We start from the raw sequence: 12,074 nt of genomic DNA, 5'->3' as shown, positions 1-12,074 counted from the left end.
AAATACAGCCAGAAATGGCAATACGATAGGGGAACCAACCCATATTTATAACAAAAAGCGGGGAATATTTCCCCACTTTTTTAATTAGCCAATACGCTGATCAGAACTCGACACTATAACCAAGGCCAATGGCATCCTGATCCATTTCCAGATCATACGCACCCGCAGGAACTTGGCCTCCCAACACTGGCGCATTCAAATCGCCCTCTAATGTTTTCTTGAAGGCATGGATGTAAGAGCCAACCAGTTTGGACTTCGGCGTCAGATTTTTCTCAAAACCAAGGGAAACATGTTTCTCGGTAATCCCCGGGGCTAATACGTTAACCGTGGTTTCATCCGCAGAAATCGGGTTTTTTCCATAGTTATAACCAGCCATCAAGGCAAGGCCATCGTTCATCTGATGCTTGACACCCAGCTTGTAAACGGTCTGGTCATCCCAACCAAAGCCTGGCCCCCCCGGGGAACCGAATGGCAGCAGGATATGGGAGGAATTACCCATCTGCGCTTTTGAGTATTCAATTTGCTCAACATCTGCCGCAATAGTCGTCTGTGGAGTGGCTTTATAAGCGATACCGACCGTGGTTGCGGCTGGAACATCAAAACCGCCCTCATCAGGGAACAGACCCTTGTACTTTTCAAACTTGCTCATGCTAACTTTGGATCGGTAAGCAAGACCCGCAGACAACTTGTCGGTTACCTTGCCATGGATACCGACGGTTGCACCAACCCCTGTTGAACTATCCCCGCCATTATCAAACAGGCTGGTCGGGTCACTACTGAAGCCAGGGCTGCCGGTCTGGGGATTAGGGCCAAACGCGCCCAAACCATCCGCTTCAAACCGCTGGTAAACCAGATTGGCAGAAGCACCAACCGCCACATTATCATTAATCCTGTAACTGGCCGTAGGAGCAATAAACAACTGCTTAAGGTCTATCCCTGTCGGTGTACCCGGCAAACCGCCAAAAGAACCTGGCCCAAACGGGACGCCATTATCATAGGCAGTGTTCATCCCGCCATTGCCATAAGCAGTAATACCGACAGACAGGCCACCCTTCATATCCCGCTTGTAACCCGCTTCTGGAATCAGGAACATTTCATCGCCGTTACCATCAGCAACCTGGGCAGAACCTGTAGGAGAAAATGGTGCTTTCAGGGTAGCGGTGCGATTGGGCTTGAACACCTCCAAAGCAACATCATAACCATCCTCGACGAAGGAGGCAGATGCAGGGTTGGTCGCCATGCTCATGGTGTTGGCAGCATAACCTGCGGCAGCGCCCCCCATGGCCTTATGGGTCTGGCCTAAACCAGTTGGAGCCATACCGTTGGTTGCAAGCGCGGGCTGTGCGGCAATTGCCAACAAAACCGACGATGCCAGGATAGTCTTTCTGAACATGATTAATCACTCCTCCATTATATATTTTGCGAATTCTCAATACTTTGTTGCGAAATAGTGACAGAGGAGTATTGAGCTGTCAAATGCTTATTATTAAGCAGAACAATGGTTTATTAGAATATTCCGATATAGATTGTAAACCGATTTATTCACCCCTGTTGCAAAAGTGCTGCAATCCTGACCGCATCTTCTTCTGTGTCAACGCCGACAGCAGGAATTTCCGCCGCAATATCAACATGAATACGGTAACCGTTGGCAAGCGCCCGTAACTGTTCCAGCTTTTCCAGCTGCTCCGGCAAGGAGGGTGGCATAACGGCGAACGCCTTTAGAAAACCTGCCCGGTAGGCGTACATGCCGATGTGGCGCAAAGCGTACTCCCCCACCGGCATTCCGCCCTCACGCTGAAACGGGATCGGCGCACGGCTGAAATACAGCGCCATGCCCTGCTCATCCCTGACCACCTTGACGATATTCGGATTGGCAAAATCGCTTTCCTCCGTAATCGGCGTGGCCAGGGTTGCAATACTGTCTTGTGGACGCTGTTCCAGATTGCGCACCAACTGATGCAGATTTACCACAGGTGTTAACGGCTCATCACCTTGCAGGTTGACGACAATGGTGTCATCTGCCCAACCCTGCTGCTGTGCCACCTCGGCCAAGCGGTCACTGCCGGTTTCATGGGTGCTGGCAGTCATGACGACCTTCGCGCCAAACCCCTCGCACACAGCATGGATGCGTTCATCATCGGTAGCCACCAGCACATTGGCAAAACCGGCAGCCAGCGCCCGTTCATGCACATGCTGGATCAACGTCTTGCCCGCCAGCACGCGCAAGGGCTTGCCCGGCAACCGGGAAGACGCATAGCGAGCCGGAATCACCACAACCGTATTCATTCGTGCAGTCTCTCCACTTCTTCCTGGGTCAGGGTGCGGGCCTCCTCTTCCAGCATCACCGGGATGCCATCACGGATGGGGTAAGCCAATCGTGCGGATTTCGAGACCAGTTCCTGCTTGTCCTTGTCGTAAATCAGCGGGCCTTTGGTGACGGGGCAGGCCAGAATTTCCAGTAATTTCTTATCCATGACGGAATCCTTGTAAGCGTTTAAGCAAAGCATCGGCAATACTGGCATCCAGTACGGCTTCCACCGGCAGATACCAGACGTTTTGCGCGGCAAACTGACGGCATTTTACCGCATCTTTCTCGGTCATGAGGACAGGAAAGCCATCGTCAAACTGCAATTCTGTGCCAGTAAAGGCATGATGGTCAGGGTAAATGTGTGGCAATACCCGTAAACCGGCCTGTTCCAGCGTGTGGATGAAGCGTTGCGGATTGCCGATGCCAGTGATGACATGGACGGTTTGCCCCGCCAGTTCATCGAGCTGTTTGTGGGTTGCCGCCACCAGATTCACCAGCGAATCACCGCACATATGCATGTTTTCGCCATTGGTGACCACGAAATCGCAGCTGTTGAGGCGCGAAACGGGTTCCCGTAATGGCCCGGCAGGCAAGCAGAAACCATTGCCAAAGCGACGTTCTCCATCCACCACGCAGATTTCCAGATCACGTCCCATGCGGTAATGCTGCAAGCCATCATCAGCAATGATAATGTTGCAAGCGTATTGCTGTAGCAGGGCACTGATCGCCTGATTGCGGTCTTTATCAACAGTGAGAGGGACTTGGGTGCGCTGGATGATCAGTAATGGTTCGTCGCCCATTTCACCTGGCCTGCTTTTATATCCCCGGCTCACCACCCCCGGCCTGAACCCTTGTTCCCGTAGCCGTTCCACCAGCCAAATCACCAGCGGCGTCTTGCCCGTCCCACCGACTGAAATATTGCCAACCACAATAACGGGAACGGCGTGTGTTACCTGCCCGCGCTTATGCCGCCAGCGCCGCACTGCCGCCAGCAAACAAAAGACTCCCGTCAGCGGCAACAGCAGGTATTTGCCCAGCCAGCCATCGCCGTACCAGACATTCAGCAACCAGCGTTCAAGGGCTGGCCGCATCTTCGTGGAACTGCATCGAATGCAGCCTTGCGTAGTAGCCATTCAGCGCCAGCAGCTCAGCGTGCTTGCCGGATTCGACGATTGTGCCATCCTGCATGACCAGAATCCGGTCAGCGTTTTCAATGGTGGAGAGACGATGGGCAATGATGAAGGTGGTACGGTTTTCCAACAACCGATCCAACGCAGCCTGGATATGGCGCTCGGATTCGGTATCCAGCGCGGAAGTGGCTTCATCCAGGATCAGGATGGGCGCATTCGACAGGATGGCACGCGCAATCGACAGGCGCTGGCGTTGCCCACCCGACAGCATCACGCCGTTATCGCCGATCAGGGTATCAAAGCCTTGCGGCAGCTTGTCAATGAATTCGAGGGCATGGGCAGCTTCCGCAGCCCCCCTCACTTGCGCATCCGTCAGTTTGCGCATCTCGCCGTAAGCAATGTTGTTACGCACCGTGTCGTTGAACAGCACGATTTCCTGCCCGACATACGCTATCTGGCTACGCAGGTTGTGCAGGCGGATGTCCTGTAATGGCACATCATCCAGCAGGATTTCACCCAGTTGCACATCATGGAAACGCGGCAACAGATTGACCAGTGTCGTCTTGCCGCTACCCGACTTGCCAACCAGCGCAATTTTCTCGCCGGGGCTGACCTCCAGATTGATGTGGCGCAGCACCTGCTTGTCAGTTCCGGGGTAGACAAACGAAACGTCACGGAAAGCCACCGCCCCCCGGCAATCCGCCAGGGTTTGCGTGCCGTGATCCTGTTCCGTTTGGCTGTCGAGCAGCTCGAAAATGCCCTCACCTGCTGCAATCGCGGTTTGCAGTTGCGCATTCAACTGGGTGAGGTTGCGGATCGGCGTCAGCAGCAGGATCATCGCCATAATAAAGGACATGAACACGCCGGGTGTCAGCACATCCAGCATCGCGTCGCGGGTCGCCACGAACACAATCGCCGCCAGCGCCACCGCTACCATAAACTGCACCACCGGCGTACTCAGCAGTTCCAGCACCATGCGTTTCATCTGCAACTCGATGTTTTGCCCGTTGGCCACGCTGAAACGGCGCGCCTCGTACTGTTCGCCGTTGAAAATCCGCACCACCTTGTAACCGCGGATCATTTCATTGGCAATCTGGGTAACATCCCCGACCGAATCCTGCACCTCGTGGCTCAAGCGGCGCAGGCGGCGCGTCACCCACGCAATCACCCCGGCGATCAACGGCACGATAATCAGCACACCGAGCGTCAACTGCCAGCTATGCCAGAACATCAAACCCAGCAAGCCAACAATGGTGGCGGAATCCTGAATCAGCGCCGTGACACCCCGGATACTGGTATTCGCCACCTGCTCAATGTGGTAACTGACATAGGAAAGCAGCTTGCCGGAGGATGAATTCTCGAAAAACCGCACTGGCATCCGCAGCAAATGGCCAAACACTTCCGCACGCAGGGTTTTCACCACCACGCGCCCAACCAGCCCGACATAGTAGCCCGACAGGAACATGGACGCACCACGTAACAGGAAGATACCCAGGATACCCAGCGGCAACCACTGGATGGTGAGCGGATCGCGTTGCTTGATGGCCTTGTCCAGCAATGGCTCCAGACTCCACGCAAACAACGGCTGCGTGGCTGCGCTAATCAGCAGACCCAACAGCGCCAGCAACAAATAGTGTTTCTGGCGCAGCGCGTAGCCAATCAGCCGCTTGTATACCTGCAAGCCATCCGTGTGCAGTGTGGTCATCCTATTCCTGTGCTTTGCGTTCCGATTGCGAAGTTGCGATCGAGAAGTTGGTCAGGCCGAGGCGTCCGGCAATATCCATAGCCGTCACCACAGACTGGTAGTTGACGCTGGCATCCGCTGAAATCACCAATGGCGGGGTATTGTTCCCCATCGACTCCAGCGTCTGGCTCATAGCCTGGAACAGCGTCTCCGGCTGGTTGTTCAGCACTTCACGCCCATTGACATAATAACGACCCTGCCCGTCAATCAGCAATTCCAGCTTGTCTTCGTTGCTAGCCGCCGCCGTATTGCTGGCAGTCGGCAACTCAATCTTGATCTGGGCGTTCTTGTCGAACGTAGTCGTCACCATGAAAAAGATCAGCAGCATGAACACCACATCGATCAGCGAGGTCAGGTCAACCTTGCTTTCGTAGCGCTCGCGGGTACGGAATTTCATGCTACCCGCCCCCCACGCTCAGGCGCAAGCGCTCCCGGGCGCTGGGGTTGAGTACCAGCCGCAGGTCTGGCTGCCGCACCAGCAGGACGTGCCCCGGCAGCAGCAGGCAACACCTTGCGGCTGGAATTGGCAATTTCGATCAGGCGCATGGCTTCACGTTCCATGGTCGCCACATAGCTGTCCACCTTGGATTTGAAGTAACGCTCAAACACCAGGGTGATAATGGCAACCAGCAAACCCGCCACCGTTGTAATCAGGGCTTCGGAAATCCCCCCCGCCATCTGCTGTGGGTTACCCACACCAGCGGTATTGATGGCGCTGAAAACCCCGATCATGCCCAACACCGTGCCAAGCAGACCCATCATCGGCGAAATGGTGACAATCGTCCCCAAAGCTGGCAGGTAACGTTCCAGCTCCTGCACCACGTGCCGACCGGCTTCCTCAACATTTTCCTTCATAATGTGGCGTGGCAGCTCACGGCTTTCCAGCCCTGTCGCCAGTACCCGCCCCAACAGGGAACTGTTGCGCAGTTCATCGACTTGGGCATCCGCCAGTTTGGTGCTGCTGGCCAGCTTGCGGGCGCGCTCGACATCATCCTGCGGTACCACCTTGCGCACCTGCAAGGCGAGAAAACGCTCGATGATGATGGCAACCGCCAAGATAGAGCTGAGAATGATGGGAAACATCATGATCCCGCCCGACTGTATCAATTCAAACATATCTAGTCATGCCTCATTTTTATATGCTATAGCCCACAGGCTGGTATGATAAACTGTTTAAACCAACGAATAAATGAATAAAACCATAACAAAATATAATAATGATGATGAGAATTACAGCAAACGACCACGCATGTCCGTATTTCCCGCCATTCCGCCACCTGTGGTTACTGGATGAGGATGATTACATCTGCACGGGGTGTAATCAAGTTGAAACACAATGCGGTTATGTTCACCACCAGCAAGGAATAATACAAAATCAGGAACAGGATGCCGCTATGACGGAAAACACGACACACAGGTTGGATAGCCCGGAATATTACATCAACCGCGAACTCAGCCTGCTGGCTTTTAACCAGCGCGTGCTGGAGTTGGCGCAAGACCCGGATGTCCCGCTGCTGGAACGGCTGCGTTTCCTGTGTATCTCCAGTGCCAATATGGACGAATTTTTTGAAGTCCGGGTTGCCAGCCTCAAGCAACAGCTGCAACTGGATATTGCCTCGGTCGTTGCCGACGGGCTAACGCCCACCGAAGCCTTACGCCAGATCAGCACCACCGCCCACGCCTTGGTGGAACAACAATACCAGGTGCTTAATGAAATCCTGATCCCGGCGCTGCGCAAGGAACACATTCACTTCGTGCGCCGTAACCACTGGGATGAACGGCAACGGGAATGGCTGTCCGATTTCTTCGACCGCGAGCTGATGCCGCTGCTCAGCCCGTTGGGGCTAGACCCTGCCCACCCCTTTCCCAACGTCATCAACAAGAGCCTGAATTTCATTGTCGGCTTGCGTGGCACTGATGCCTTTGGGCGCGAAATTGATACTGCCATTGTGCAGGCACCACGCACCTTGCCACGCATTATCCGCCTGCCCGAAAACATGGCAGCGAGCGCGAACAGCTTCGTGTTCCTGTCATCCATCCTGCACGCCTTCATCGACCGGCTGTTCCCCGGCATGGAAGTGCAAGGCTGTTACCAGTTCCGCCTGACCCGCAACAGCAACATGTATGTGGATGAGGAGGAGGTGGAAGACCTGTTGCAGGCCATGCAGGGCGAATTGCCACAACGCAATTACGGCGCAGTAGTGCGGCTGGAAATTTCCGACCATTGCCCACAGGAAGGCATCGACTACCTGATGGAACAGTTTGATCTGTGCGAGCAAGATTTGTACAACGTCAACGGCCCGGTCAACCTCAACCGCCTGATGGCGATTGCCGACCTGGTTGACCGCCCGGATCTGCGTTTTCCGCCCTTCCGCCCGGCCCCATCGGTTATGGAACACCATCCCGACCTGTTTGAACGCATCCGCTACGAGGATGTGTTGCTGCACCACCCGTATCAAAGTTTCCAGACCGTCATGGACTTTATCGGCCAGGCGGCCAACGACCCGGACGTGCTGGCCATCAAGATGACCCTGTACCGCACCGGCAAACAATCCGAACTGGTCAAGCAGCTGGTACGCGCTGCCCGTGCGGGCAAGGAAGTTACCGTGGTGGTGGAACTGCGCGCACGCTTTGACGAAGAAGCCAACATCAGCCTCGCCAACCAGTTACAGGACGCGGGCGCGCATGTGGTCTATGGTGTGGTTGGCTACAAAACCCACGCCAAACTCTGCCTGGTGGTACGCCGTGAACGCGAATGCCTGCGCCGTTACGTCCACCTTGGCACCGGCAATTACCATGCTGGCACGGCGCGGATTTACACCGATTTTGGTCTGCTCACCTGCCAGCCGGACATTACCGAAGACGTGCACAAGGTCTTTCACATGCTGACCGGCCTGGGGCGGGTACGTGACCTGAAACACCTGCTGGAATCACCTTTCACCCTGCATCAGGCCATCATGGGCAAGATCCAGCGGGAAACGGAATTTGCCCTTGCCGGTAAAATTGCCCTGATCCGCGCACGCATGAATGCCCTGATTGAACCACAGGTGATCCGCGCCCTGTACCAGGCATCGCAGGCAGGGGTGAGGGTGGAGCTGGTGGTGCGTGGCGTGTGCTGCCTGCGCCCCGGCATCCCCGGCGTTTCCGATAACATCCACGTGCGCTCGGTGATGGGGCGGTTTCTGGAACACCCGCGCGTGTTCTATTTCCTCAATGACGGGCAGGAAGAACTGTACTGCTCCAGCGCCGACTGGATGCCACGCAATTTCTTCCGCCGGGTGGAAGTAGCCTTCCCGATTCTTGATAAAGCACTGCGCAACCGCATTATCCACGAAGCTTTTGAGTTACATCTGCAAGACAATTCCCAAGCATGGGCGTTGCAGGCGGATGGCGCTTACCTGCGCCAACAGCCCGGGGAAGGAACAATGCCTGTCAGTGCGCAAGCCAGTTTACTGAACCTGTTGGGCAAGGGGTGAGCCAGGACGCGCGAAAAGCTCCTGTCTGGCCAGTTGTTGGCAAAGGATAAAAACGCTCCCCAGCCACGCTGTTACGGCATATCCTGGGGGGGGACGCTATCATAGGGGTATGATACGCAGCAGAACACCATCCATGAAAAAACTGCCCATTGGCATCAGCACCCTGAGAGACATCCTGGAAGGCGGTTACGCCTATGTGGACAAAACCGCCCACGTCCTCAAACTGACGGGCAGTGGGAAATACTATTTCCTGTCGCGCCCGCGCCGTTTCGGCAAATCGCTGTTGATCAATACCCTGGCGGAAGTTTTCTCCGGCCATGAGGCGCTGTTCCGGGGTTTGCATATCCATCCCCATTGGGATTGGTCGGTCAAATACCCGGTGATCCACATCAGTTTTGGGACGGGTGTATTACGCAACCGCGCGGAATTGGATCGGCGCATCCGCCACATCCTCAAGGAAAACCAGGAACACCTGCAATTGGCGGGCGAAGACAGGGAAGATGTTTCCAGTTGTTTCGCTGAACTGATCCGTCAGGCCAAGATCCAGCATGGCCAGGGCGCGGTTATCCTGATCGACGAATACGACAAGCCCATCCTCGACAACATTACCGAGCCGGAAATCGCGGCGGAAATGCGCAATGGCCTGCGTAACTTCTATTCCGTGATCAAGGATAGTGATGAGCATACCATCCGTAAGGAAGAGTCACTGTTTGGGGGCGCGCCGCTTTATCACCTAGGCTACCCCAACAAGGAAGTGCGTTACAGCCTGAATGAGTACCTGCTGGAATACTACCTGACCGACCAGATACAGGAACGCCATTCAGTGTATCAGGCATTCATGAAAAATGACTTTGCCGCCTTGCAACAGCGTTTCACGGCCTTGTTTGCCAGCATTGCCAACGGCAATTACCGCAAAAACCCGATTGCGGAATACGAGGGGTATTACGCAGCGGTGATGTATGCCTATTTGTGTTCGCTGGGCATTGACGCTATTGCCGAAGACGCCAGCAGCCGGGGGCGGATTGACCTGACCCTGCGTTTCAAGCTGCCTAGTGGGCAAAAACAGGTGTACATCTTCGAGTTCAAGGTGATCGACGGCGAGGAAGGCGCCCTGCGGCAGTTGCAGGACAAACAATACGCAGCCAAGGCACTGGAAGGAAGGCACGCACCCAGGCCAGCACCCGCCGCAGCTCCAGCGCCAGCCGCCGGGGATTTGCGCAGCGCCTGAGCAACGAACCGGCTTTCCTCACAACTGCCCAGGCATAATCCCCGCGCTTTTCGGTCGGGTACTGCCCTGCAAGCCGCCGTTTTTCAAATACGCTCAGCAAGTGCCCCAAGCCTTGTTTGAAGCGCAGGCCAGGGTAGTGACCCCGCATCGCCATCTTCAGGGCGATGCCATTGAGCTGAAGTAGTGCAAGAAAAGTAACAAAACAGACGTCGGCAAGGGCTGGGAAGCGAAAAAGCAGGAAGGCACTGAACAAGTGGCGGGCCATTTGCAGTTACCGGAGGTGGCGGCACTGCAGGATTTGGCAGCGTGGGTGCTGGTCACTGATGGGGAATGCGTGGAGGTAGTGCGGTTACAATAGGTAAAACGCAGCTACCCGCCCCGCCCCCTCAACATGATAAAATGCCTGCCATACCCCAACTGCGGAGGTCATCATGCCCGCCACTTATAGCAAGAACCGTGAAACGGATACGGCCATGTTCCCCAAAATGCCCTACGGCGAAAGCAATTTCAAAAAAGTGATCACTGAGGGTTTTGTCTACCTCGACAAGACCGGCTACATCCCCAGGCTGGAGGCGGCGGGTAGCCACCTGTTCCTGCTGCGCCCGCGCCGTTTCGGCAAGAGTCTGTTCCTGTCGATGCTGGAACATTATTACGATGTGCAATACCGCGCGGAATTTGATGCCCTGTTCGGCAAGCTGTATGTCGGGCAGCACCCCACCCCGTTGCGCAACAGCTATCAGGTATTGTTCATGGACTTCAGCGGGATCGACACCGACGGCGGGCACGATACCGTGTTGCAACGCTTTACCAGCAAGGTGGAGATGCACCTGCGGACTTTCCTGCACCGCTACCGCTATCCGGATCATTACCAAACGGCCCTGTGGGAAAAGGTTTCCCCGGCGGACAAAATGCAGCAGTTCATTGAATGGCTGGAGCTGAAAGGGCAGAAAATCCTGTTGCTGATCGACGAATATGACCACTTTGCCAACAGCATCCTCGCTGATGATGTGAAACTGTTCCAGCAGATCATGGGCAAAGGTGGCTTTGTTCGCAGCTTCTACGAAGTCCTGAAAACCGCGACCCAGCGTGGCGTGCTTGATCGGCTGTTTGTCACAGGCGTGACCCCGGTCATGCTCGACAGCATGACCAGCGGGTTCAATATTGGTAAGAACCTGTCATTGCACGAGGATTTCAACGAGGCCATCGGCTTTACCGAGGCGGAAGTCACCAGCCTGCTGCAACCGTTGGCTGACCATTGTCAGTTATCCATAGAAGAGCTGCTGGCGGATACCCGTGACTGGTACAATGGCTACCGCTTCAACCTGAAGGCGGATAACAGCGTGTACAACGCTAACATGCTGCTGTATTTCGTCGACAGCTTTGACCGTAAGCGCTGCGAATACCCCGAACCCATGCTTGATGAGAACATCGCCTCTGACTACGGCAAAATCATGGGCATGTTCACTATCGGTAACCGCAACGACAATTTCGCGGTACTGGACGAGCTGATCAATAACGGGGAAGTTCAGGCGGCGCAACGGCGCAAGTTTGAGTTTGACAAGGGCTTTGACAGCGATGATTTCATCAGCCTGCTGGCCTATATGGGCTTTATTACCCTGAGCCGTAAAACCTTGTCCGGTGAGATTTTCGTGATCCCCAACTACGCCATCCGCGAGTTTTACTTCCATTATTTCAAGGTGGAGCTGGAGCGGCGCAACCAGATCAGCATACCCAACCACGAGTTACGGCTGGCGGTGGAACAACTGGCGCTGAATGCCGACATGCAGCTTTTGCTGGCGGAACTGGAGCGGGTCATGCAACTGCTTTCCAATCGCGATGCGCTGAAGATGGATGAGAAACACCTCAAGGTAATCCTGCTCACCCTGATTTACCAGACGCAGATCTATTTCATCCACAGCGAGCGCAAGATGGGGCACAAGTACCCTGACATCCTGCTGCTGGAGCGCAACCCGCTGAAAATTCCCTTCCAGCATCTGATCGAACTGAAGTATTGCAAGAAAGGGAAAAAGGCCGATGCCGCCAACGGTTGGGAGGCAAAAAAACAGGAAGGCATCGCGCAGGTGGAGGGCTATTTGCAATTGCCCGATGTGGCCGCCCTGCGCGACCTGGCTGCGTGGGTGGTGGTGACGGATGGGGAAAGCGTCGAGGCGGTGAGGTTGCGCTGATG

General features: G+C 55.2%; 10 protein-coding genes. 3 read left to right on the top strand and 7 right to left on the bottom strand.

All coding sequences use genetic code 11. The annotated features are described in order from the left end of the window. Positions 1-100: 100 nt before the first annotated feature. The 7 genes from THINI_RS18645 to THINI_RS18615 form a co-directional block, all read right to left on the bottom strand. Entirely contained in the window at positions 101-1,393 is a 1,293-nt protein-coding gene (locus tag THINI_RS18645) for an OmpP1/FadL family transporter (RefSeq protein WP_002710079.1), read from the bottom strand. A 149-nt stretch (positions 1,394-1,542) separates the two neighbouring features. Further along, positions 1,543-2,286, bottom strand: coding sequence for a 3-deoxy-manno-octulosonate cytidylyltransferase (gene kdsB, locus THINI_RS18640; protein ID WP_002710078.1), 744 nt, complete (start codon positions 2,284-2,286; stop codon positions 1,543-1,545). Further along, the gene (locus THINI_RS18635; RefSeq protein ID WP_002710077.1) at positions 2,283-2,474 is read right to left on the bottom strand and encodes a Trm112 family protein; all 192 of its coding nucleotides are present in this window, start codon (positions 2,472-2,474) and stop codon (positions 2,283-2,285) included. The genes kdsB and THINI_RS18635 overlap by 4 nt, the downstream gene beginning before the upstream one ends. Beyond that, positions 2,467-3,399 carry a tetraacyldisaccharide 4'-kinase gene (gene lpxK, locus THINI_RS18630; RefSeq protein WP_002710076.1) on the bottom strand — a complete coding sequence of 311 codons (933 nt, stop codon included), beginning with the start codon at positions 3,397-3,399 and terminating at the stop codon, positions 2,467-2,469. Before lpxK ends, THINI_RS18635 begins: the two co-directional genes overlap by 8 nt. Continuing rightward, entirely contained in the window at positions 3,383-5,143 is a 1,761-nt protein-coding gene (gene msbA / locus THINI_RS18625) for a lipid A export permease/ATP-binding protein MsbA (RefSeq protein WP_002710075.1), read from the bottom strand. The genes lpxK and msbA overlap by 17 nt, the downstream gene beginning before the upstream one ends. 1 nt (position 5,144) lies before the next feature. Further along, positions 5,145-5,579, bottom strand: coding sequence for an ExbD/TolR family protein (locus THINI_RS18620; RefSeq protein WP_002710074.1), 435 nt, complete (start codon positions 5,577-5,579; stop codon positions 5,145-5,147). Then, positions 5,576-6,268 (bottom strand): MotA/TolQ/ExbB proton channel family protein, encoded by a 693-nt coding sequence (locus THINI_RS18615; protein ID WP_245536644.1) that lies wholly within the window; start codon positions 6,266-6,268, stop codon positions 5,576-5,578. The genes THINI_RS18620 and THINI_RS18615 overlap by 4 nt, the downstream gene beginning before the upstream one ends. Before the next feature lie 281 nt (positions 6,269-6,549). Here THINI_RS18615 and ppk1 point away from each other — a divergent pair, with 281 nt between their 5' ends. The 3 genes from ppk1 to THINI_RS18600 all read left to right on the top strand — a co-directional run bounded on the left by ppk1 (position 6,550) and on the right by THINI_RS18600 (position 12,072). Then, the gene (ppk1, locus tag THINI_RS18610; RefSeq protein WP_425358300.1) at positions 6,550-8,658 is read left to right on the top strand and encodes a polyphosphate kinase 1; all 2,109 of its coding nucleotides are present in this window, start codon (positions 6,550-6,552) and stop codon (positions 8,656-8,658) included. 133 nt (positions 8,659-8,791) lie between these two features. After that, positions 8,792-9,886 carry an AAA family ATPase gene (locus tag THINI_RS18605; protein WP_002710071.1) on the top strand — a complete coding sequence of 365 codons (1,095 nt, stop codon included), beginning with the start codon at positions 8,792-8,794 and terminating at the stop codon, positions 9,884-9,886. A 431-nt stretch (positions 9,887-10,317) separates the two neighbouring features. Then, positions 10,318-12,072, top strand: coding sequence for an AAA family ATPase (locus THINI_RS18600; RefSeq protein ID WP_002710070.1), 1,755 nt, complete (start codon positions 10,318-10,320; stop codon positions 12,070-12,072). The last annotated feature ends 2 nt before the right edge of the window (positions 12,073-12,074 follow it).

Origin of the sequence: Thiothrix nivea DSM 5205, assembly GCF_000260135.1 — a bacterium.
GTDB lineage: Bacteria > Pseudomonadota > Gammaproteobacteria > Thiotrichales > Thiotrichaceae > Thiothrix > Thiothrix nivea.
This window is presented reverse-complemented; position numbering and strand designations above follow the sequence as displayed.

Coding starts and splice junctions, on each gene's coding strand:
- THINI_RS18605 (WP_002710071.1), top strand. CDS start 8,792: ATGAAAAAACTGCCCATTGGCATCAGCACCCTGAGAGACATCCTGGAA.
- THINI_RS18615 (WP_245536644.1), bottom strand. CDS start 6,268: ATGATGTTTCCCATCATTCTCAGCTCTATCTTGGCGGTTGCCATCATC.
- THINI_RS18600 (WP_002710070.1), top strand. CDS start 10,318: ATGCCCGCCACTTATAGCAAGAACCGTGAAACGGATACGGCCATGTTC.
- THINI_RS18635 (WP_002710077.1), bottom strand. CDS start 2,474: ATGGATAAGAAATTACTGGAAATTCTGGCCTGCCCCGTCACCAAAGGC.
- lpxK (WP_002710076.1), bottom strand. CDS start 3,399: ATGCGGCCAGCCCTTGAACGCTGGTTGCTGAATGTCTGGTACGGCGAT.
- THINI_RS18645 (WP_002710079.1), bottom strand. CDS start 1,393: ATGTTCAGAAAGACTATCCTGGCATCGTCGGTTTTGTTGGCAATTGCC.
- THINI_RS18620 (WP_002710074.1), bottom strand. CDS start 5,579: ATGAAATTCCGTACCCGCGAGCGCTACGAAAGCAAGGTTGACCTGACC.
- kdsB (WP_002710078.1), bottom strand. CDS start 2,286: ATGAATACGGTTGTGGTGATTCCGGCTCGCTATGCGTCTTCCCGGTTG.
- msbA (WP_002710075.1), bottom strand. CDS start 5,143: ATGACCACACTGCACACGGATGGCTTGCAGGTATACAAGCGGCTGATT.